We start from the raw sequence: 22,446 nt of genomic DNA, 5'->3' as shown, positions 1-22,446 counted from the left end.
TGCGATGTGATTCCCCAGGATGCCTGAGCGGGGGACGATCCCGCCGACACTACTCGCCGAGCCAACGCGCGGAAGGCCAGTCTCCCCGCTCGACGGCCATTCTCATTTCGTTGACCAGCAATGCCGTTGTACAGCGTACTGCGGTTGCCAGGCGGCGCGTATTCGGCAACGCCAGGACGATACGGCGTTGCAGCGCCGGCTCGCAAAGAGGGGCCATCTGCAATTGGCCGCGCGCGACATCTTCTTTCACGGCGATGGCCGGCAGAACGGTGAAGCCGTGCCCACTTGCCACGAGCGTCTTTTGCACGTCCATGGAATTCGTCTCCGCCACGACGCCCAGCGTAATGCTGGCATCGCGGCAAGCCTGCTCGAGAAGACTGCGAATGCCGTGGGGCGCGCTCGTCAGGATGATTGGCCACTTACCCAGTTCGACGAATGGAACCGGGTGTGACGGATCCAGTTTCGACGAAGGCGGCCCGACCACGCACAAACTTTCTTCAAGCAGGACCTGAGCTTGAAGGGTCGGCGTCGCTTTGGGGTTGTATAGCAAGGCGGCGTCGACTTCGCCCGATTCCAGCCACTTCTGAAGATGGCCCGCATAACCCACCGCGATCCGTAAGCGGATCGCGGGATACTGGGCTTTGACGGCACTGACGAGCGGGCCGGCGAGCAGACTCGACGTGCTTGGCAACAGCCCGATCGTTGCGACACCCGAGACCTGCGCGTTGTTTGGCTGGATTTCAGTCCGGGCCCGGTCCAGTTCCTGCAGTGCGCGCCGTGCATATTCCACAAGAATCTCCCCGGCCTCGGTGAGCTCCATGCCATAGCGCCCACGATCGAACAGGGTCGTGCCGACGTCCTCTTCCAGCAGTTTCAAATGCCGCGACACGGCCGGTTGCACGATATGCAGGGTCTCAGCTGCCCGGGTCACGCTGCCCGTCTCGGCGACGGCGAGAAGCGCCCGCAATTGCTTGATGTCCATCCTGATCTCCCCCGTCATCCCATGCTGTTTTGTGATGCCTGAATCACAAATCTCTATTTCATGGCGGTTCATATCGCATTCTATGATGCGTCCATGAACTTTGCTAAGGAGCAAATCGTATGAGTACTGCAACGGGACAAGCGCCGGCGTGGCAGGAGTCCATTTTTTCGGTCCTCAAGGCCGGTGACGTACGGCAACTCGCGTACGTGCCGGACGCGGGGCATTCGCACGTGATTCGCCGTGCCAAGGAAGACCCCGATATCGAGGACGTCGTGCTGACGACCGAGGAAGAGGGGGTAGCCGTGGTTAGCGGCGCCTGGCTGGGCGGCCAGCGGGCCGTGCTGCTGATGCAGAGCAGCGGCGTCGGCAATTGCGTGAACATGTTTTCGCTGCTGCGCAGCTGCAATTTTCCTTTCTTCACGCTCGTCACGATGCGCGGCGAGTACGCCGAATTCAATCCGTGGCAGGGGCCGATGGGCAAGACGACGCAGGCAGCGCTTGAATTGATGGGAATTACGGTGCTGCGTGCAGATCGCCCGGAGGACGTAGAGGAAATCGTGAGTGCCGGTTTCGATGCGGCATTCGAGGCGGGGGAGCAGGTCGCGGTCCTGCTTTCTCAAAGCCTTATTGGTCGCAAGAAGTGGGAGAGAAAGTAAATGAGTGAGCAGAGCAGAATGGCGATGATCGATCGCCGCCGATTCGTGGCCCAGGTGATGGCGGATGTACCGGATGCGCTGGTCGTGACCGGGCTGGGCTCGCCGTCTTATGACGTGTTCGCCGCGGGTGATCGGGCCGGCAACTTCTATCTCTGGGGCGCGATGGGTGGCGCGGCGGCGATGGGCCTGGGGCTTGCGCTCGCGCAGCCCCAAAAGTCGGTCCTCGTCGTGACCGGCGACGGGGAGCAACTGATGGGTATAGGCGCACTCGGCACGATTGGCGCGAAGCAGCCGAAGAACCTGACGATTGTTGTTCTCGACAACGGCCACTACGGCGAGACCGGCATGCAACAGAGTCACTCGAGCCTCGGTACCGACATGGTTGCAGTGTCGAAGGGCTTTGGCATTGCCGATTCGTTCGCCGTGTGGAAGGAAACGGACTATTCGCAGGTCGTCGAACGCGTGAAGGCTCGCCAGGGAACGAGCTTGGCGCAGGTCCATATCCGGGCCGACGAGCCGCCGCGTGCACTCCCTTCGCGCGATGGCGTTTACATCAAGAATCGATTCCGGGCAGGGCTCGGTTTCCAACCTTTCTGATGGTACTGGCGAGACCGACATGCAGCGCTATTCACTCTATATCGGCGGCCACCTGTGCGAGCCCGCGAGTGGTCAGTGGTTCAACAGCGACAACCCCTATTCCGGTGCACCGTGGGCAGAGATTGCACGCGGAAATGAAGCCGATGTGTACCGTGCAGTGAAGGCCGCACATCGTGCATTTAGTGCGGGCTCGTGGAAGGATTTGACTCCGAGTGCCCGCGGGCAGCTGTTATGCAGGCTCGCCGACCGCATCGCCGAGCACGCGGCCCGCCTGGCAGAAATCGAAGTACGGGATAACGGCAAGCTGTTCGCCGAGATGCATGCGCAACTGCAGTATCTGCCGCAGTGGTACCGCTACTACGGAGGCCTCGCCGACAAGATCCAGGGCGACGTGATCCCGCTCGACAAGAAGGGCCACTTCAATTTCACGCGTCGTGAGCCGCTCGGTGTGGTGGCAATCATCACGCCGTGGAACTCGCCGCTGATGCTTCTGACCTGGAAGCTCGCGCCGGCGCTCGCGGCGGGATGCACGGTCGTGATCAAGCCGTCCGAGTTCACGTCGGCTTCTACGCTCGAGTTTGTCGCGCTGCTCGAGGACGTGGGATTCCCCGCCGGCGTGGTGAACGTCGTGACGGGATTCGGCAATGAAGTAGGCAGTGCGCTCGTCGCACATCCGCTCGTACGCAAGATTACGTTTACCGGAGCCGACTCGACCGGGCGGCGGATCAATGAGCAGGCCGCACGCGATTTCAAGCATGTCGGCCTCGAGTTGGGAGGGAAGTCGCCCAATATCATTTTCGACGATGCAAAGCTGGACGATGCAGTGAATGGTGCGGTCTCGGGCATCTTCGCTGCGACCGGCCAGACCTGTATTGCAGGCTCACGCCTGCTCGTGCAGTCCGGCGTTCATGACGAGGTGGTCGAGCGCGTCGTGGCACTCGCGAAGACTGCGCGGATGGGCGATCCGATGCACGCCGACACCCAGGTCGGTCCCATCACCACGCCGCCACAATACGAGAAGGTGCTGGACTACATCGGCATCGCGCAGGCCGAAGGAGCGCGGCTTGCGCTGGGTGGCAGGGCCGCGACGCGAGAGGAATGTGGCGCGGGGTGGTTCGTCGAGCCCACCATCTTTGCCGATGTGACTAACGACATGCGCATCGCGCAGGAGGAAGTGTTTGGTCCGGTGTTATCAGTCATACGGTTCGATACCGAGGAGGAGGCCATCTCGATCGCGAATGACGTGCGCTTTGGCCTTGGCGCCGGCGTCTGGACAAGCGACATCGGGCGTGCCTTCAGGATGGCCGAGCGTATCGAGTCCGGCACCGTGTGGGTGAACACGTACCGCGCGGTGAGCTACCTGTCGCCGTTCGGTGGCTACAAGGACTCGGGCCTTGGGCGCGAGAACGGCATCAACGCAATCGACGAATATCTGCAGACCAAGAGCGTCTGGATCAATACCGGCGCCCCCACCGGCAACCCATTCGTACTTCGCTAGCCCAGATTCCCGGGATGGGCGTGACGTGCTCGCCCCGCTAGCCAACCCATATCGGATTTTCTCAGGCGGCGACAGATCGCCAGCGGAGTCCTTGTGGCCGCGAAGCATGGGATCAGGGTAAGTGCAAAAGCACCGACTCTGATCGACAGGAGACATATATGAAAGCCAATACACTCGCATCAAACGCGATGCCAACCAGTGCCGACACACGGCGCACCATCCGTGCGATCGTCGGGGCGTCAGCCGGCAATATGGTCGAGTGGTTCGATTTCTTCATCTACTCGTTTTGCTCGTTGTATTTTGCGCATACCTTTTTTCCTTCCGGAAACAGAACGACCGAATTGCTGAATACAGCGGGCGTGTTTGCAACTGGATTCATGATGCGTCCCGTAGGCGGCTGGCTTTTTGGCCGACTCGCCGACAGGCACGGCCGGCGCAAGGCGATGCTGACGTCGGTGCTGATGATGTGCGGGGGCTCCCTTGCGATTGCCGTTTTGCCAACCTATGAGCAAATCGGCGTGGCCGCGCCTGCGTTCCTGCTGGTCGCGCGTTGCATCCAGGGCCTCTCCGTCGGCGGCGAGTACGGTACGAGTGCGACCTACATGAGCGAAATCGCGCAGGCGGGGCGCCGGGGATTCTTCGCGTCCTTTCAATACGTCACGATCATTGCCGGCCAGATCGCGGCGCTCATCGTGGTCGTTTTGTTGCAGCAATTCCTCTCGCATGCGCAACTGGTGTCATGGGGATGGCGGATCCCTTTTGCAATGGGTGGAGTCGGTGCGCTGGTGGCCGTCTATCTACGCCGCTCGCTCGAAGAGACCACGACCGCACGCAGCCAGCACAACGCGCAAGCGGGAACCCTCTCTGGCCTCGCCATGCACAAGCGGGCAGTGGCGACCGTAATCGGCTTTACGGCGGGCGGTTCACTGGCTTTCTACACGTTCACGACATATATGCAGAAATATCTGGTCAATAGCGCGGGTATGTCGGCGAGAACCGCTAGCGGTCTGATGACCGTTGCGCTTTTCGCATACATGGCGATGCAGCCGATATTTGGAGCACTGTCCGATCGGATAGGCGTGAAGCGTTCAATGATCCTGTTCGGCGTACTCGCGACGCTCGGTACCGTTCCCTTTCTCAATGCGCTCAGGACGGTCTCCAATCCCTACGAGGCGTTCGCGCTGATCGTTCTCGCGCTCGCCGTACTCAGCCTGTATACGTCGATTAGCGGCTTGATCAAGGCGGAGTTGTTCCCATCCGAGGTGCGTGCGCTGGGCGTCGGCCTGCCATACGCACTGGCCAACGCCATATTTGGCGGAACGGCTGAATTTGCTGCATTGTATTTGAAGGCACGGGATGCCGAGCAGGTGTTCTTTTGGTACGTCACCGCGCTGTGTGCCATTGTTGCGCTTGTCTCTTTTCTGATGCGTGATCCGGCAACCAACGGCTATCTGCGGCGATAGCCTCTCGCGCGTGCGGGTTTCGGCAGCGAGGCGCCGCGCGAGCGCCATTCGGCACCATCGCCCTGAGTGGTGGATCGAGGCTCCCTTGCGACAGGTGGCGCGCTTGTCAGCGCGCCTGGTGCAGCCTCAGATTAAACCGTTACGGATCGCGAACGCAGCGGCCTCTGTACGATTGGCGGAATCCGTCTTGGCCAGGATCGCCCGAATATGGTTGGCAACCGTGTTCGGACTCAGGAAGAGCCGTTCGGCGATTTCGCGATTTCCAAGCCCGCTCGAGACGAGGCGCAGCACCTCGGCTTCCCGCGTGCTCAGCCCGGCCGGATAGGCTGGCGATGCCGCTTGCCCGATCGCGCGTCGTACGCCATCGATCTCCTCGGTTAGCGCGCGCATGCCCATGCGCTCCGCCGCGGCACGTGCGTCCTCGAGCAGCGCACGCGCTGCATCGCTGTCACCGTCGGCATTGCGGGCAAGCCGCATCGAAGCGTAGCGCAAGCGTGTCCGCGCGAGGGCCGGTTCGGCGCCCTGCCGTAGATTCATCGTCAATGCGGACTCGAAGTGACGTTGGGCGTCTTGCCAATTGCGCCGCGTCGTTGCGAGCAAGCCGAGCAGCGACGCGGCTGCCCCGAAGCATCCGACCGTCGTCCCGATCAGGAGATTGCGGCCTTCATATGGCAGCAGCATCGCATACAGGGTCTCCGCGCGCGCCTTGTCATCGAGCCGCGCACACACCTGGGCCAAATACGCGAGGGTCGCCGCGCGCAAGCTGTCCTGGCGGATAGTGAGAAAGCCGTCCGCTGCGAGCGCTTCGAATTCGCCGCGCGCCTCGTCGAGCAAGCCGATCTCCTCATAGAGCAACGCCAGACCGGGACGCCATAGGCCGGCCTTGGGCATCGCATGCACGAATGCCCGTACGAGCGGCGTCAGCTCGCGCAATCGGCCCTGCTCGTAGCGCAGCGTAAACATCTGCATGCCATAAACGCCCGGCGCGTCCAACCCCGGCATGCGACGGCCAATTTGCAATGCCTGTGCGATCAGACGCTCGGCGTCCTCGAAGCGGCCCTCCAGCAGCGCAAAGGTTGCGCGCGACGTGGCGACCACGTAGCGCACGAATGGCTGCCGCAACTCGGCTGCCCGGCACTCGAATTGGTCGAGCCGCACGGCCCAGGTCGAGAGATCCCCCAGTTCCATCAGCTCGAACAACTGCCAGGCCTGCACGTCGAGTGCGCGCAGGACGTCGCCTGCGGCCTCGGCCAGATGAAGCGCTTCATCGATGTCCCGTAGCCGCTGCGCACTGCGCTCGGGCTGCCAGCGTATGGACAGCGTCGAGGCCAGTGTCGAGACGAGCGCGCCCGTGTCACCGCTGCGCCGCGCCATGGCGACTGCCTGCTCACGCACGATCGCCGCCTGGGCATCCTCGCCGCTGAAAATCAGCGCGCGCGCCAGCGAGCTGAGCAATTGCGCCTTGGCGGTGCTGTCGCCGCTGGCCTGGGCGGCGAGCGCTTCGCGCAGCAGCCGTGCCGCTGCCTGCCCCGGAAGGCCCGGCGACCAGGTGGCCATCTCGAAGCCGAGCGCGGCGCTCATCATCCCGTCGATCTCTCCCGCGGCGCTTGAAAGCGACATCGCCTGTTCGAACGCGGCGCGCGCCTGCAAATATTCGCCCACGAACGTGAGCGATTCGCCAAGCGCGTTGAGCAGCCTGCTCTTCAATACCGGATCGTCGTCGCTCATCATGTCCGCCGCCTGAAGCGCGAGCCGGTAATAGCGGGCCGCTTCCTCGTGGGCGAGCAGCCGGGTCGCGCGTTCGGCCGCGCGCCGCGCGACGTCGGTCGCGCGGGCGGCGTCCGCACTGGGCAGCGCACAGGCGTAATGGTGCGCGAGGACCGGCAAATGACGGTCCGCGTCGTCCGCATTCAGACTTTCGATGGCCTGCGCGACTCGCAAATGCAGGCCACAGCGGGTGGGTATCGCGATTTCGTCGTACAGCGTCTCTCGAATCAGCGCGTGCGAGAACTGGTAACAGCCCGGCTGCTCGGCCGATTCGAGTATGCGGGACCGGAGGGCTTCCTCGATCGTATTCTGGAGGCGGCTCACCAGCGGTTCGTCCAGGACGCATCGCAACAACTGAAGATCGAACGTCCGGCCGATCAGCGCGGCACGCTCGAGCACGCGGTTGGTCTGTGGCGACAACTGGTTCAAGCGCCTTCCGATCACCTCCTTCACCCCTTCTGGAATACGGATCAACGCCACCGCGCGCGGTTCAGCCGGCTGCTTTCCCACGTTGCGTTCCAGCACGCCCTCCTGAATCAGCAGACGAGTCATCTCGGCGATGAATAGCGGGTTGCCTTCGGTCTGGCTGTAAATCGCGTCGAGAAGTGCGGGTGTAAAACCGTTGCCACCCGAATGCGCGATCAGCGCCTCCGTCTCGCGACGGCTGAGTCCAGCAAGACGAAACCGGTGGAAATGACCGTACCGGGCCAGGTCGCCGAGCGTGTCCGACAGCGGATGCTGGCGGTTCAATTCGATGTCGCGATACGTGGCGAGCAGCAGGATGCGGTTGTCGCCGATTTCGGGGGCGAGAAACTCGAGCAAGCGCAGCGACGACGCGTCGGCCCAATGGAGGTTGTCGATGATCAGCAATAGCGGCTCGCGCGCTGCCGCGAGCCGCCAGAAGCTGGCCATCGCATCGAACAGCCGGAAGCGCTGCTGCAATGGATCGGACGTCGGCAGCAACGGCGCCAGATCGCCGACGCGCAGCCCGATCTCGGGGAGAATCTCCGCGATGGGCGCGGCAGTGGCGCCCGGCATGGCGTGCAGCGCCTCGTCGTCATGGCTTTCGAGCCAGGCCCGCATGATCTGCAGCCACGGCCAGTATGGCGGGGCGCCCGGCTCCTCATTGCAGCGCCCCCAAAGTGCGCGCACGCCGGTGGCGCGGCTGGCCAGCGCCTGCGCGGTGTGCGACTTGCCGATGCCGGGCTCTCCGGCCAGCATGGTGATCGCACCACGGCCGCTCACCATTCGTCCGAGCAAATCGGCAAGCGCGGCGAGTTCGGTTTCACGGCCGACGATCGATGCCTGGGACGTCGCATCCTCTGCATACGGTGTAAGGCGCGTACCGCAGGCATCGCAGAAGCGGGCGTCCGCGCGACTGTCCCGACCACAGAGAGCGCACCGCATCAGGCCTGCCTCCGAAGCCTAGATGAACGCTTCGGGCCGCAACTCGCTCACTTCGACCACCACGTCGGCCGGCAAGCCAGCGCGTCTGGCCGCTTCGCGGATCGCATCGGCGCTCGCCGCCTCATAGAGACAGTAAGTCTTTCGTCGGTCCGCCGACAGGAACGAGAATAGCCAGTTGACGCCGCTCGCGTCGTTGATTTCCTTGAGCGCCGCCGCATCGGCAGCGTCCAGCTTCAGTTCTTCGGCGAACTGGCGTTCGATGAGAAATAGGGACACCGGTTTCTCTCCTCTGACGGGACGCTTACGGCTCGCCATATGTACGTTGTAGTGACGCCCCTGCGACGCGTCAAGCACGCGCTTGCATCATCGTAGTCAGAATTGACTAGCGAGCCTGTCGCCGGGCAACGGGCAATTTGATCAATCCTGTGGATGGTCTGTGGTCGCCCGTACGCCTACAGTGAGTGCCATGAAACCTGCGAGGAGATCGACATGTTCGACGACGACGATCTGGGCGCCTGGCGCGCAAGCCTTCGTGGAGACGTCATCCAGCCGGCAGATGCTGGCTACGATGACGCCCGCAGAGTCTTCAACGCAATGATTTCGAAACGTCCGGCCTTGATTGCTCGATGTGCCGACGTTGCGGACGTGATCGCGTCCGTGAACTTCGCGCGCCAGCATCGGCTGCTGCTGGCCGTGCGGGGCGGCGGCCATAACGGCGGCGGCCTCGGCATTTGCGACGACGGCCTGGTGATCGATCTTTCCGACATGCGGGGCATCCGCGTCGACCCGGTCGCGCGCACCGTGCGCGCGGAGGGAGGCTGCCGATGGCGCGACGTCGATCACGCGACGCATGCGTTTGGGCTCGCCACGCCGAGCGGAATCATCAGTACAACCGGCGTCGGCGGCCTGACGCTCGGGGGCGGCATCGGTCATTTGACGCGCCGCTACGGGCTCTCGATCGACAACCTGCTGTCCGCCGACGTGGTGCTCGCCGACGGACGGTTCGTCACCGCGAGCGAACACAGCAACGAGGCGCTCTTCTGGGCACTGCGCGGTGGCGGCGGCAATTTTGGGGTGGTGACGTCCTTCGAATTCCGGCTGCATCCGGTATCGACCGTGGTCGCCGGGCCGACACTGTGGCCGCTCGAGCGCGCCACGGAGATCATGAAGTGGTACCGCGCATTCATCGTCGATGCGCCAGACGAGCTCAACGGCTTTTTCGCGTTCATGACCGTTCCGCCAGTGGCGCCGTTTCCGGAGTCCTTGCACCTGCAAAAAATGTGTGCGGTGGTCTGGTGCTGGACCGGTGATCTCGCACTGGCCGATGCGGCTTTCGCCCCGGTGCGGGCGACCGCTCCCGCGCTGCACGGGGTTCACGCGCTGCCATTCCCGATGCTGCAACGCGCGTTCGACGGCCTCTATCCGCCCGGGCTGCAGTGGTATTGGCGTGCGGACTTCTTCAACGATTTGTCCGACGAAGCGATTGCACTGTACGCGCAGTATGCCGAACGACTGCCGACGATGCACTCGACCATGCACCTCTACCCGATCGACGGAGCCGCGCACCGGGTCGGCCGCAACGAAACCGCGTTCAGTTACCGCGATGCCCGTTGGGCGGCGGTGTTCGTCGGCGTCGATCCCGATGCGGCGAATGCGGACCGGATTAGTGCGTGGGCGCGCGACTATCAGACCGCGTTGCATCCCCACTCGGCCGGAGGGGCGTATGTGAACTTCATGATGGAAGAGGGAGAGGGACGGGTGATGGCCAGCTTCCGCGACAACTACCCGCGTCTTTCTGCAGTCAAGCGCACGTTTGACCCCGATAACCTGTTCCGTGTGAACCAGAACATCCAGCCGGCTTTGTCAGGTTGAAGAGGACGTGGGCGGCGGGATCAGGTGATGAAGAAGACGAAATCCGCGCAAGATCGTCACCGATCAGTTGCGCAGCTATCCGGCGGCAAAAGCCGGGATCCCGGAGCTTGCGAACGTGCAGCACGTTCATCGCAAACTTGCCCCGCCGCCGGCACTTGGAGATTCAATAAGCGAATCGCGTTCTCCTTGAGGATCAGCGGTCGCACTTCCGGTTTCACATCGAGCGTATCGAAATCGGCCAGCCAGCGATCCGGCCGGATCAAGGGAAAATCGGAAGCGAACAATACACGCTCGCGCAGCAGCGTATTCGCATACTTCACGAGTTCCGGCGAGAAGTACTTCGGCGACCAGCCGGAAAGATCGATATACACGTTGGGTTTGTGCAGCGCGATGGAGAGCGCCTGCTCCTGCCAGGGCCACGATGGATGCGCGATCACGATCTTCATGTCGGGGAAATCGGCGGCTACATCGTCGAGATGGATGGGCTCCGAATACTTCAGGCGCAACCCGCCGCCGCCGCGCATGCCCGAGCCCATGCCCGAATGGCCGCTGTGAAAGACGGCCGGCAAGCCATGCTCGGCGATCACCTCGTAAAGCGGCCAGGCAAGGCGGTCGTTGGCAAAAAAGCCCTGCATCGTGGGATGAAACTTGAAGCCGCGCACACCGTGCGCTTCGATCAGCCGTCGCGCTTCGCGCGCGCCGAGCTTGCCCTTGTGCGGATCGATGCTGGCGAACGCGATCATGATGTCGGCGTTCTGTTGCGCGAAGTCCGCGATCTCTTCGTTCGCAATGCGTCGCCGTCCGATGTTCGCCTCGCAATCGACCGTGAACATCACGAAGCCGATCTTGCGCTCGCGGTAGTGCGCGATCGTTTCCGGAATCGTCGGACGGCGGCCCTGCCTGAGCACGGTGCCGAAGTACTTGTCGGCCGCCTCGTCAAATTCGCGCGCGAAGAGGTCGGGCGGCTGGCAGCACGACACTTCGGCGTGCACGTGGGTGTCGATGGCAACGAGCTGGTCAATGTTCACGCGTGTCTCCTGCGGTCTTTTTGAGTCGCTTTTTTCGAGTGGCCGTGGGCGCTACGCCGCACGCAGATTACGCACGCAGGCGTGCAGCAACGCGTGCAGCTGCTGCGCCGTTTCGGTGTCCATATCGTCGAGCATTGCGCCTTCGACGTGATCGGCGGCGGCGTCGCATTCGCCCAGCAGCGCATGGCCGGCCTGCGTGAGCGAGAGCAGCACCACGCGCCGGTTCAGCGGGTCGGCCTCACGCATGACCCAGCCGTTCGCCTCCATCGTCTTCACGACTTCGTTGGCGGCCTGTGGCGTGATGAACGAGCGCTCGGCGATCTGCGCGTTCGACGAACGGCCGCGCGCGCGCAGCACGGAAAGCGCGGTGTATTGGGGCAACGTGATGCCGTGGCGTGCGAGCGCTTCGGAAAGCCGGCGCGAGACGACGCGGTCGAGCTGGCCGATCAGATAGCTCAGGCGCATGGGCTGGGCGACATGCAGTCCGCCTTCGGCGGACTCTCGCGTGCGGGCCGCGCGTGGCGCGGCGGCGGAAGTTTTCTGTGTCATCGGGTTCAAAAACGGCTTACGGGTTTGTACCAACGAGATCATATTCTACTTTACATATCAGGTAGCCTGATAGTAAATTGATTTCAAGCCGCGAGTGCGGCAGTGTCCACGGAGATGAAAGATGAGTTACGAAGGTCGCTGGGAAACGGTCAAGGTCGCGGTGCAGGGCGGTATCGCGTGGGTGACGCTCAATCGCCCGGAAAAGCGCAACGCCATGAGCCCGACGCTCAACAAGGAGATGATCGACGTGCTCGAAACCCTCGAGCTCGATGCCGAAGCGCAGGTGCTCGTGCTGACCGGCGAAGGCTCAGCGTGGACGGCGGGCATGGACCTGAAGGAGTACTTCCGCGAAGTCGACGCCGGCCCCGACGTGCTGCAGGAGCGCATCCGCCGCGACGCGAGCCGCTGGCAATGGCAGCTGCTGCGCATGTATTCGAAGCCGACCATCGCGATGGTCAACGGCTGGTGCTTCGGTGGCGGTTTCTCGCCGCTGGTGGCGTGCGATCTCGCGATTGCCGCCGACGAAGCGGTGTTCGGTCTCTCCGAGATCAACTGGGGCATTCCGCCGGGCAACCTGGTGAGCAAGGCGATGGCCGATACGGTCGGCCATCGCGAGGCGCTCTACTACATCATGACGGGCGATACCTTTACCGGCCAGCAGGCCGCGAAGATGGGCCTCGTGAACAGGAGCGTGCCGCTCGCGCAGTTGCGCGAGGAAACGCTGGCGCTGGCCGCGAAGCTGCTCGACAAGAACCCGGTCGTGTTGCGCAACGCCAAGCACGGCTTCAAGCGTTCGCGCGAACTGACGTGGGAGCAGAACGAGGACTATCTCTACGCGAAGCTCGATCAGGCGAACCACCGTGACCCGGAAGGTGGCCGCGAGCAGGGCCTCAAACAGTTCCTCGACGACAAGAGCATCAAGCCGGGTCTGCAGACCTACAAGCGCTAAACGGCGGCATCGAAGAGAACGGACGGAGAGGAAACCACGACATGCACGAAACCAGCCTGCTGATTGGCGGCGCAGCGCAGCCTGCGGCGCACGGCAAGACCTTCACGCGCATCAATCCGGCGACGGGCGAGGTCGCTACGCGTGCGGCGGCCGCGACGGTGGAGGACGCCGATGCCGCAGTCGCGGCGGCGGCGCGCGCATTCCCGGCCTGGGCGGCGCTCACGCCCACCGAGCGCCGCGGGCGCCTGCTCGCCGCCGCCGGGCGCATGGACGCGCGCACCCCGGACTTTATCGCCATCGGCGCCGCGGAAACGGGGGCAATGGCCAACTGGTACGGGTTCAACGTGATGCTCGCGGCCAACATGCTGCGTGAGGCGGCGGCGATGACCACGCAGATCGACGGCGCCGTGATCCCTTCGGACGTGCCCGGCAACCTGGCGATGGCTGTGCGCCAGCCGTGCGGCGTCGTGCTCGGGATGGCGCCGTGGAACGCGCCCGTGATTCTCGCCACGCGTGCGCTGGCCATGCCGCTCGCATGCGGCAACACGGTGGTGCTCAAGGCCTCGGAGGGCTGCCCCGGCGTGCACGCGCTGATTGGCGAAGTGCTGAACGAGGCGGGCCTGGGCGAGGGCGTGGTGAACGTGCTCACGCATGCGCCCGAAGACGCCCCCGCGATCGTCGAGCGCCTGATCGCGAATCCGGCCGTCAAGCGCGTGAATTTCACGGGGTCGACGCGTGTGGGGCGTATCGTCGCCGAGCTCTGCGCGCGGCACCTGAAGCCGGCGCTGCTCGAGCTGGGCGGCAAGGCGCCCGTGCTGGTGCTCGACGACGCCGATCTCGATGCGGCCGTCGATGCCATCGCATTCGGCGCGTTCTTCAATCAAGGGCAGATCTGCATGTCGACTGAACGCGTGATCGTCGATCGCAAGGTCGCCGATGCGTTCGTCGCAAAGCTCGTTGCGAAGGCGCGCACGCTCAGGGCCGGCGACCCGACGCAGCCGGGTTCCGTGCTCGGCACGCTCGAGAGCGAGGCTTCGGCGCGGCGCATTCGCGCGCTGGTGGAGGACGCGCGGGAGAAGGGCGCGAACCTGCCGCTGGGCTGCGAGGTGAATGGCGCGGTCATGCAGCCCGTGATTGTCGAAAACGTCACGCGCGAGATGAAGCTTTATGCCGACGAGTCGTTCGGCCCCGTGGTGACCGTGCAACGGGTGGAGGGCGACGACGAGGCGCTGAAGGTCGCGAACGATAGCGAATACGGTCTTTCGGCCGCGGTGTTCAGCCGCGACATCGCGCGCGCGATGAACGTGGCGAAGCGCGTGGAGTCGGGCATCTGCCACATCAACGGGCCGACCGTGCACGACGAGGCTCAAATGCCGTTCGGCGGCATGAAGGCGAGCGGGTATGGGCGCTTTGGCAGCAAGGCGTCGATTGCCGAGTTCACCGAGCTGCGCTGGATCACGGTGCAGACGGGACCGCGCCACTATCCGGTCTGAGCCATCCGGGCGATCCGAACGCTTCACGCATAACGATATCGATCCCGTACCGGCGCGAGCAACCACGCCGGCACGGGTCTTCCAAGGAGACAGGCTTTGAATCCGGAGCCGACCCTCAAGCATGGCAGTGACGCCGCAAACCCGGCCTTCGCCGGCTACCGGCGCGTCGCCACGGGCTCAGCCGCGCCGCTCATCGAACGGCATGGCGAGAGCTGGTACCTGCGCTCGAGCGAGCCGCTCGGCGCGTATCCCGGGCGCCTCACGGACCGTCTCGTGAGCGGCGCGCAGGCCCATCCCGAGCGCTGGCTCGTCGCGCGCCGCGGCGCCGATGGCCACTGGATCGGCATCAGCTACGCGCAGATGCTCGAGCGCGCCCGTTCGATCGGGCAGGCGCTGCTCGATCGCGGGCTCTCGGCCGAACGTCCCGTGGCGATCCTGTCCGGCAACGACCTCGAACACCTGCAGCTCGCCTTCGGTGCGATGTGGGCCGGAGTGCCGTTCGTGCCGGTTTCGCCCGCGTACTCGCTCGTGTCGAGCGACTTCGGCAAGTTGAAGCACGTGCTGCAACTGCTGAACCCCGGGCTCGTGTTCGCCGCCGACGGCCCAGCGTTCGCGAGAGCGCTCGATGCAGCCGTGGCGCACGATGTCGAGCGCGTGGTCGTGGCGCCCCCGGGCGGCGCGCCTGCCGGGACGCCGTTCGATGCGCTGCTCGCGACGCGGCCCGTCGACGTGGACGCGGCGCAAGCGCGCGTGAACGGCGACACGATCGCGAAGTTCCTCTTCACGTCGGGCTCGACGCGCTTGCCGAAGGCGGTGCCCACGACGCACCGCATGCTGTGCAGCAATCAGCAGATGCTGTTGCAGACGTTCCCGCAGTTCGGCGAGGAGCCGCCGGTGCTGGTGGACTGGCTGCCCTGGAATCACACGTTCGGCGGCAGCCACAACGTGGGCATCGCGCTATACAACGGCGGCACGCTTTATATCGACGACGGCAGGCCGGTGGCCGGCCACTTCGAGCAAACCCTGCGCAACCTGCGCGAGATCTCGCCGACGCTCTATTTCAACGTGCCGAAGGGCTGGGAGGAACTGACTGCGGCGCTCGAAGCCGATGCGCAACTGCGCGAGACATTCTTCGCGCGCGTCAAGATGTACTTCTTTGCCGGCGCGGGTCTTTCGCAGGCCGCGTGGGACCGGCTCGAGCGCGTGACCGAGGCGCATTGCGGCGAGCGCATCCGCATCATGGCCGGGCTCGGCATGACGGAGACGGCGCCCTCGTGCCTGTTCACCACGGGGCCGGTCATGGGTGCAGGCTACATCGGGCTGCCCGCGCCGGGCTGCGAGGCGCGGCTCGTGCCCGTGGACGGCAAGCTGGAAGCGCGCTTTAGCGGGCCGCACGTGATGCGCGGCTACTGGCGCGCGAGCGGGGACGAGCAGCGCGACGTGTTCGACGAGGAGGGCTACTACCGGACCGGCGATGCGGTGCGCTTTTACGATCCGCTGCGGCCAGAATTGGGGCTGATGTTCGACGGGCGCATCGCCGAGGACTTCAAGCTCAGCTCGGGGACGTTCGTGAGCGTCGGCCCGATGCGCGCGCGCATCGTGAGCGGCGGCGCGCCCTGCGTGCAGGACGCGGTGGTGACCGGCATGAACCGCGATGACATCGGCGTGCTGATCTTTCCGCGCATCGATGACTGCCGTCAGCTTGCGGGGCTCGGGCCGGATGCGAGCCCCGCGCAGGTGGTCAGTGCGCCGGCCGTGCGCGCATTCTTCGCCAGCCTCCTGAACCGGCTCAATCGCGACGCGACCGGCAGCGCGACGCGCATCACGCGCCTGCGCGTGATGGACGTTCCGCTGTCCCTCGATCTCGGCGAGGTGACGGACAAGGGTTCGATCAACCAGCGTGTGGTGCTCGCGCAGCGCGCGGCGCTCGTGGACGCGATGTATCGCACGGATCGGGCCGATCCCGCGGTGATCCTCGCGCAACCTCTGCAACAGGCATGAAGGACGCCAGCGATGAGTCTCGACTACTGCGCACCGTTGCGCGACATGCGCTTCGTGATCGACGAATGGATCGGCGCGCCCGAGTGGTGGTGCGGCGTGCCCGGGTGGGCGGATCTGGACGCCGCCACGGCGCACCAGGTGCTCGAGGAGGCGGCACGCTTCGTCATGGAGCGCATCGCGCCGCTCAACGCGGGCGGCGATCTCGCGGGCTGCCGCTTCGAGAACGGCGAACTCACGCTGCCGGAGGGGTTTCGCGCGTCGTACCGCGACTACGTGGAGGCTGGCTGGCCGACGCTCGCGCTCGATGCCGGGCATGGCGGCCAGGGCCTCCCGTACCTGCTCGACGTGGCGCTACAGGAGATGCTGGCAGGCGCCAATCATGCCTGGCTGATGTCGCCGGGCCTCACGCACGGCGCGGCGGCTTGCCTGATCGCACACGGCTCGGCGGATCTCAGGGCCACGTGGCTGCCGAAGATCGCGAGCGGCGAATGGCTCACGACCATGTGCCTGACCGAGCCGCAGGCCGGCAGCGACCTCTCGCTGCTGCGCGCCCGTGCGACGCCCGATGCCGCGCACGACGGCTATCGTATCGACGGCAACAAGATCTTCATCACCGGCGGCGATCACGATCTGACCGAAAACATCGTGCACCTCGTGCTCGCACGGTTACCCGATGCGCCCGCCGGCTCGAAGGGGCTTTCGCTCTTCATCGTGCCGAAATGGCTCGAGGACGGCGCGGCGGGGCGCGTGCGCAACGGCGTGCACTGCGAGGGCATTGAAAAGAAAATGGGCCTCAAGGCGAGCCCGACCTGCTCGATGCGCTTCGAACAGGCGCTTGGCTGGCTCGTGGGGGAGCCGCATCGCGGGCTCGCTTCGATGTTCGTGATGATGAACGCCGCGCGCCTGCAGGTGGCAATGCAGGGCATCGGCCATGCGCACAGCGCCTGGCAGCGCGCGCAGGCCTACGCCGCGCAGCGCGTGCAGATGCGCGCGGTAAGCGCGCCGCCCGACTACGCCGGTGAACCGGGCCAGCCGGCGCCCATCGCCTTTCACCCGGCCATGCGTCGCACGCTGCTCGACCTGCGTGCGGTGGTGGAAGGGGAGCGGGCCATCGGCTACTGGATCGGCCACTGGCTCGATGTGGCGGCCCGCCATGCGCAAGCGCGCGAGCGCGAAGCCGCCGCGCGGCTCGCGTCGCTGCTCACGCCCGTCGCGAAGGCCTTTTTTACCGCGAACGGCTTCGCGGCGGCCTCCGATGCACTTCAGGTGTTCGGCGGCTACGGTTATATCCACGAATACGGCATCGAGCAGACGGTGCGCGACAGCCGCGTCGCCATGCTCTATGAGGGGACGAACGAGATCCAGGCGATCGACCTGCTCGTGCGCAAGGTGCTGGCCGATCGCGGTGAGACGCTGCGTGCGTTGCTTGACCACATGCGGACCGAGGCGCAGCAATGCGGCGCCGTTGCACTCGCGCAGCCGCTGGGCGCGCGGCTCGGAGCGCTGGCGGACGAAGTCGGGCGCGTGAGCGGCGGACTGCTTCGCGCAAGTAGTCAGGATGCCGAACTGCCGTATCGCGTCGCCGGCGACTACCTTGCACTGCTTGGCTGGCTGCTGCTTGGCTTCGCATGGGCGCGCGCGATGCGCCTTGCGTGCGGCGCGAGTGCAGACGATCCGTTCTACGCCGAAAAGCGCGCTACGGCGCAGTACTTCTTCGACTACCCGCTCGCGGCGTTCGATTATCGCCTGCGCCTGATCGAAGCAGGCTGCCAGGCACCGCTGCCGCACGTCTGACCCATCTTCAGCGCACCCGGCGCCGGCGCGGTGAAAGGCCGCGGCAATCCAAAACATACCAGGAGACAACGTGTCGTCATCGACTACGCAATGGCCCGCGCGCACCGCGGCGGGCACCGCATGGGTATTGGGGCTGTGTCTGATCGTGGCAGTTCTGGAGGGCGTGGACCTGCAGTCGACCGGCGTGGCCGCGCCGCGCATGGCGCGCGAGTTTGGGCTCTCCGTGAGCCAGATGGGGCTCGCGTTCAGCGCGGGCATGTTCGGCCTGCTTCCCGGCGCCATGCTGGGTGGGCGGCTCGCCGACCTGCTGGGCCGCAAGCGCGTGCTGCTGCTTTCCATGATTGCGTTCGGCGTGTTTTCGCTGCTTACGGCGCAGGTGTCCACGTTCCCGATGCTGCTCGCCGCGCGCCTGTTGACCGGGCTCGGGCTCGGCGGCGCGATGCCGAACCTCATCGCGCTCTCGGCGGAGGCCGTGGCGCCGCGCCAGCGCAACACGGCGGTGAGTGTCATGTACTGCGGGATGCCGCTGGGCGGCGCGCTTGCCGCGCTGATCGGCGTGCTGGCCGCGGGCGACATGGGGTGGCGTCACATCTTCTACGCGGGCGGACTCGGGCCGCTCGTCGTGGCGCCGCTCATCCTCCTGTGGCTGCCCGAGTCCGCGGCCTTTGCCGCCGAAGCCTCACGCACCCGCTCCCCGGACGGGCCAGTACCGACACTGCGCGTGCTGTTCGGCGAAGGCCGCGCCGCGCCGACGCTGCAAATCTGGCTCAGCTTCTTCTGCACGCTGATCGTGCTGTATTTCCTGCTCAACTGGCTGCCGTCGCTGATCGTCAGCCGAGGACTGAGCCGCAGCCAGGCGGGCATCACACAGATTTTCTTCAACCTCGGCAGCGTGATCGGCGTGCTTGCGATCGGCATGCTGATGGATCGCCTGCGGCCGACGCGCGTCGTCACGGCCGTCTATGCGGGCATCGCGATCTCACTGTTCATGCTGGCGGGCGCTGGCAGCATGGTGTGGCTCTCGATTTCCGTCCTGCTGGCCGGCATGGGCGTCGTAGGTGCGCAGTCGATGCTCTATGCGCTCTCGGCGGCGAGCTATGCAACCGCCATGCGTGGAACGGGCGTGGGCGCGGCCGTGGCCGTCGGGCGCGTGGGCTCGATTGTCGGCCCGCTCGCGGCCGGGCAACTGCTCGCGGGCGGCGCCAGTGCGGCCACCGTGATTGGCGCGAGCGTGCCCGTCACCGTCGTGGCCGCGATAGCTGCGATGGCCGCGTTGCGGCGCGCGCATACGCAATGACCGCCCGACAGCCGCGCGCTCGCCGTGAGGCACAGCGGCCACGGCGCGCCGCATCCACGCCGCCGCGCGTGTGACGCGGCGTGGCGCCGATGCGGCGGTCGCTGGCGGCATCAGAGATCGAGCACCAGCATCGGCGTGCGCGCGCGCGAGCAGCACGGCAGCAGTTGATCGTTGGCGGCGCGCTCGTCGTCGGTCAGATAGACGTCGCGATGGTCGGGCTCGCCACTGAGCACGCGCGTAAGGCACGTGCCGCACACCCCCTGTTCGCACGAGACGCTCACCTCGACGCCGCCTGCGCGCAACGCCTCCACAATCGTCGTGCCGGCCGGCACCTCCACGATGCGCCCCGAGCGGGCGAGCGTGACCTGGAAGGGGCCGTCCGCGTCGCGTGGCGGCTGCGCGGCGCCGAAGTATTCGCGATGCACGTTCTGCGCGGGCCAGCCATTTGCCGAGGCGGCAGCGAGCACCGCTTCGATGAAGCCGGCCGGACCGCAGACATAGACATGCGTTTGCGCGGACGGCCGCGCGAGCACGGCCTGCAGATCGATGCGCCGCTCCTCGCCTTCGCTGTCGAAGTAGAAATGCGTGCGGCCGGCGAATCCCGGCTCGGCAAGACGATCGCGGAATGCCGCGCGTGCGGGCTCGCGCGCGCAGTAGTGCAGCTCGAACGAACGGCCTGTCTCGCGCAGTTGCTCGGCCATCGCGATGAGCGGTGTGATCCCGATGCCGCCCGCCAGCAGGAGCGTGTGCGCGGCGCGGGTATCGAGCGGGAAGTGATTCTTCGGCGTACTGATTTCCAGATGCGTACCGGATTCGAGCGCATGCATCGCGGCCGAGCCGCCTCGCGACGCCGGATCGCGCAGCACGCCGATGTGGTAGCGGCCAGCTTCGGTGGCACGGTGGCACAGCGAGTACTGACGCACGAAGCCGTCGACATGCACGTCGATATGGGCGCCGGCCTCGAACGGCGGCAGGGGGGCATCTGCGGCTCCGGCCAGTTCGAAGACACAGATATCGGTTGCAACCGGGACTTTGCGGATGAGGGTGACTTTCATGGTGCGTGGCGAGGACAGGGGGGAGGCAAGCGCCGCGCGCGCAAGACGCGCGGCGGCGGGCTCAAGTGGGCACCCGGGTGAACACTCAGGCGGGCACGCCGGCGTCTGCCGCCTGGCGCTCCTTTTCGATCAGCCGTTCGATCACGCGACGCGACTGCACGCCGCCCGCATCGATGTTGAGCTTGAGAAGCGGCCGCTCGGGCCACGTGAGCAGATTGCGCTGTTGCGCCTCGAGCATGCCAAGATCCTCGGCGAAGATCTTCCCCTGGCCGGTCCGGATCGTGTCGGTCAGCGCGGTGTCGTGCACGGCGAAGTTGCGCGCCATGCCCCAGAAGTACCAGATCGACGTCTCGGACTCGGGAGTGATGAAGTCGACGACGATGCTCGACGCCTTGTCGCGCGCATCGGCCTCGTAGCCGCCCTTGCCCGCGTGCGCGACCCCCACTTCGATCATCACGTGGCTCGGCGGCGTGAAGTGGCAGATCTGCCAGCGGTCGCACGGCACATCGTCGGCGAGGCCGTTGCCACGCAGCGCTGCGGCCCAGAACGGCGGCGGCACGATGTTGTGCATGAAGCGGCTCGTCGTCACGGTGTCGCCGTCCACCTTCGTCGCGGGCGGCGCTTCCTCGATCTCGGGCTGGCCGATGCTCGACGCGTGCACGTAGGTCTCGTGCGTGAGGTCCATGAGGTTGTCGATCATGAGCCGGTAATCGCATGCGATGTGGTAGAGCCCGCCTCCATAGGCCCACGCGGGGTTGTGGGCCCATTCGAGATGATGGATCTTCGCCGGATCGGCGAGGGCCGCGTCGCCGGGCCAGACCCAGATGAAACCGTAGCGCTCGACAGCCGGAAAGACCCGCACGGACGGAATGCCGCCCACGCGCTGGCACGGCATGCTCACGCATTTGCCGTTGGCACCCATCGTCAGGCCGTGATAGCCGCATACGAGCTGGCCGTCGCGCACGCTGCCGAGCGAGAGCGGCGCGCCGCGATGCGGGCAAAAGTCTTCGAGCGCGGCGACGGCGCCATCCGCAGCACGGTAGAACACCATGCGCTCGCCGCAGATCATCCGGCCGAGCGGCTTGCCGGCGATCTCGTCCGGCGTGCAAGCGACATACCACGCGTTTTTCAGGAACATGTGTCTCCTTCGGGGCGTATCGACACGCCTCTCGTCAAGTTGAGGCGGCGGTGCCGCCGCCCGTCATGGAAAGCCGCAATGGCCCGCACGTCAGCGGACGTTGCGACGAATCAGGTTGCCGCCGATCAGCCTCGTCATTGCACGCTGGTTGTCGAGCACGCGCTTGAGGTTCCCATGGGCGATATGCGAGTGTTCGCGCATGAGCGCTTCGGCGCGCGCACCCTCGCGGCTCTCGATGGCCTCGAGCACGGCACGGTGCTGTGCCTGCGCGACGATCAGCGTTTCCCGCGCGCGCGGATCAAGCGACTGCACGACCACGAACGCGCTTGCCGACGCAAAGGGCAGCGTCGACACCTTCTCGATCTGGCGAGCCACCACCTCGCTGTCCGACGCCGCAGCGAGCAGGCGATGAAAGCGGCGGTTCGCGTCGACATAGCGCGAGAACGTGTCCTCGGTGAGCTCGCCCACGAGCAACTGGTCGATCTCGTCGATGCAGTCGTGCAGATCGCGAAACATCGAATGCGTAATGCCGCGTTCGGCCGCGAGCCGAGCGGCAAGCCCTTCGAGCGTGCCGCGCAATTCGATGGAGTCGCGAATCTCGTTCTCGGAGAAGGAGCGCACCGCGTAGCCGCCGGTGGGAATCGCGTCGAGCAGACCTTCTTCCTGCAGGCGCATGAGCGCCGCGCGCACGGGCGTGCGCGACATGCCGAGGCGCTCGACCACCCAGAGCTCGGAGAGGCGTTCTCCCGGCCCCAGTTCGCCGCCGAGGATCAACTCGCGCAGCCCGAGCAGGGCCTTGACGGTTTGCGAAGCAGAAGAGGCGGCTTTTGCGCCGGAAGCGGGCTGATCGAGATCGTTCATGGATCGTTCGGGGAGCGTGATGGGCGGGACGCATACCTC

General features: G+C 65.5%; 17 protein-coding genes and 2 pseudogenes. 11 read left to right on the top strand and 8 right to left on the bottom strand.

Annotation, left to right across the window (positions count from 1 at the left end):
* Positions 1-49: 49 nt before the first annotated feature.
* Positions 50-982: a LysR family transcriptional regulator gene (locus BO1_RS07790; protein WP_028217091.1), complete on the bottom strand. Its 933-nt coding sequence runs from the start codon at positions 980-982 to the stop codon at positions 50-52.
* A gap of 119 nt (positions 983-1,101) precedes the next feature.
* Between BO1_RS07790 and BO1_RS07785 the strand changes: the two genes are divergently transcribed.
* The 4 genes from BO1_RS07785 to BO1_RS07770 all read left to right on the top strand — a co-directional run bounded on the left by BO1_RS07785 (position 1,102) and on the right by BO1_RS07770 (position 5,196).
* Positions 1,102-1,638 (top strand): phosphonopyruvate decarboxylase, encoded by a 537-nt coding sequence (locus tag BO1_RS07785; RefSeq protein ID WP_028217090.1) that lies wholly within the window; start codon positions 1,102-1,104, stop codon positions 1,636-1,638.
* An 18-nt stretch (positions 1,639-1,656) separates the two neighbouring features.
* Entirely contained in the window at positions 1,657-2,235 is a 579-nt protein-coding gene (locus BO1_RS07780; RefSeq protein WP_245643727.1) for a thiamine pyrophosphate-dependent enzyme, read from the top strand.
* A gap of 19 nt (positions 2,236-2,254) precedes the next feature.
* Positions 2,255-3,733: an aldehyde dehydrogenase gene (locus tag BO1_RS07775; RefSeq protein WP_028217088.1), complete on the top strand. Its 1,479-nt coding sequence runs from the start codon at positions 2,255-2,257 to the stop codon at positions 3,731-3,733.
* 158 nt (positions 3,734-3,891) lie between these two features.
* Positions 3,892-5,196, top strand: a complete 1,305-nt coding sequence (locus BO1_RS07770) for an MFS family transporter (RefSeq protein ID WP_043284069.1) — start codon at positions 3,892-3,894, stop codon at positions 5,194-5,196.
* Between the two features lie 126 nt (positions 5,197-5,322).
* Here BO1_RS07770 and BO1_RS50030 read toward each other — a convergent pair whose 3' ends face one another.
* Positions 5,323-8,370, bottom strand: a complete 3,048-nt coding sequence (locus BO1_RS50030; RefSeq protein ID WP_084687807.1) for a helix-turn-helix transcriptional regulator — start codon at positions 8,368-8,370, stop codon at positions 5,323-5,325.
* An 18-nt stretch (positions 8,371-8,388) separates the two neighbouring features.
* On the bottom strand, positions 8,389-8,646 hold the full coding sequence (locus BO1_RS07760) for a DUF4242 domain-containing protein (RefSeq protein WP_028217086.1): 258 nt from the start codon (positions 8,644-8,646) through the stop codon (positions 8,389-8,391).
* Positions 8,647-8,859: 213 nt separating this feature from the next.
* Between BO1_RS07760 and BO1_RS07755 the strand changes: the two genes are divergently transcribed.
* Both BO1_RS07755 and BO1_RS61865 read left to right on the top strand, forming a co-directional pair.
* Positions 8,860-10,242, top strand: a complete 1,383-nt coding sequence (locus tag BO1_RS07755) for an FAD-binding oxidoreductase (protein ID WP_043284065.1) — start codon at positions 8,860-8,862, stop codon at positions 10,240-10,242.
* A gap of 43 nt (positions 10,243-10,285) precedes the next feature.
* A pseudogene (locus tag BO1_RS61865) lies at positions 10,286-10,384 on the top strand (IS6 family transposase); the annotation flags it as partial.
* Between the two features lie 4 nt (positions 10,385-10,388).
* On the opposite strand, the pseudogene BO1_RS50025 reads toward BO1_RS61865, so the two are convergent.
* Together BO1_RS50025 and BO1_RS07745 are read right to left on the bottom strand one after the other, a co-directional pair.
* Positions 10,389-11,270: pseudogene (locus tag BO1_RS50025) on the bottom strand (amidohydrolase family protein); the annotation flags it as partial.
* Positions 11,271-11,321: 51 nt separating this feature from the next.
* Complete coding sequence (locus BO1_RS07745) at positions 11,322-11,819, bottom strand: MarR family winged helix-turn-helix transcriptional regulator (RefSeq protein WP_043284063.1); 498 nt, start codon at positions 11,817-11,819, stop codon at positions 11,322-11,324.
* A 121-nt stretch (positions 11,820-11,940) separates the two neighbouring features.
* Between BO1_RS07745 and BO1_RS07740 the strand changes: the two genes are divergently transcribed.
* The 5 genes from BO1_RS07740 (at position 11,941) to mhpT (ending at position 19,353) form a co-directional block, all read left to right on the top strand.
* Complete coding sequence (locus BO1_RS07740) at positions 11,941-12,768, top strand: p-hydroxycinnamoyl CoA hydratase/lyase (protein WP_028217083.1); 828 nt, start codon at positions 11,941-11,943, stop codon at positions 12,766-12,768.
* 41 nt (positions 12,769-12,809) lie between these two features.
* Positions 12,810-14,261 carry an aldehyde dehydrogenase gene (locus tag BO1_RS07735; protein WP_028217082.1) on the top strand — a complete coding sequence of 484 codons (1,452 nt, stop codon included), beginning with the start codon at positions 12,810-12,812 and terminating at the stop codon, positions 14,259-14,261.
* Between the two features lie 96 nt (positions 14,262-14,357).
* Positions 14,358-16,262: a feruloyl-CoA synthase gene (locus BO1_RS07730; RefSeq protein ID WP_028217081.1), complete on the top strand. Its 1,905-nt coding sequence runs from the start codon at positions 14,358-14,360 to the stop codon at positions 16,260-16,262.
* Between the two features lie 12 nt (positions 16,263-16,274).
* A complete protein-coding gene (locus BO1_RS07725) occupies positions 16,275-18,056 on the top strand; it encodes an acyl-CoA dehydrogenase (protein ID WP_028217080.1) in 1,782 nt (593 codons plus the stop codon).
* A gap of 70 nt (positions 18,057-18,126) precedes the next feature.
* Positions 18,127-19,353 carry a 3-(3-hydroxy-phenyl)propionate transporter MhpT gene (gene mhpT, locus BO1_RS07720; protein WP_028217079.1) on the top strand — a complete coding sequence of 409 codons (1,227 nt, stop codon included), beginning with the start codon at positions 18,127-18,129 and terminating at the stop codon, positions 19,351-19,353.
* 110 nt (positions 19,354-19,463) lie between these two features.
* On the opposite strand, the gene BO1_RS07715 is transcribed toward mhpT, so the two are convergent.
* From BO1_RS07715 to BO1_RS07705, 3 genes are all read right to left on the bottom strand, one after another.
* The gene (locus tag BO1_RS07715) at positions 19,464-20,408 is read right to left on the bottom strand and encodes a PDR/VanB family oxidoreductase (RefSeq protein ID WP_028217078.1); all 945 of its coding nucleotides are present in this window, start codon (positions 20,406-20,408) and stop codon (positions 19,464-19,466) included.
* A gap of 85 nt (positions 20,409-20,493) precedes the next feature.
* Positions 20,494-21,546, bottom strand: a complete 1,053-nt coding sequence (locus BO1_RS07710; RefSeq protein ID WP_028217077.1) for an aromatic ring-hydroxylating dioxygenase subunit alpha — start codon at positions 21,544-21,546, stop codon at positions 20,494-20,496.
* Positions 21,547-21,636: 90 nt separating this feature from the next.
* Complete coding sequence (locus BO1_RS07705; RefSeq protein ID WP_028217076.1) at positions 21,637-22,407, bottom strand: GntR family transcriptional regulator; 771 nt, start codon at positions 22,405-22,407, stop codon at positions 21,637-21,639.
* Positions 22,408-22,446: the final 39 nt, after the last annotated feature.

This window comes from Paraburkholderia oxyphila NBRC 105797 (assembly GCF_000685075.1).
GTDB classification, from domain to species: domain Bacteria; phylum Pseudomonadota; class Gammaproteobacteria; order Burkholderiales; family Burkholderiaceae; genus Paraburkholderia; species Paraburkholderia oxyphila.
Note: the sequence above shows the minus strand (reverse complement) of the source record. Positions and strands in the feature narration are given on the sequence as shown.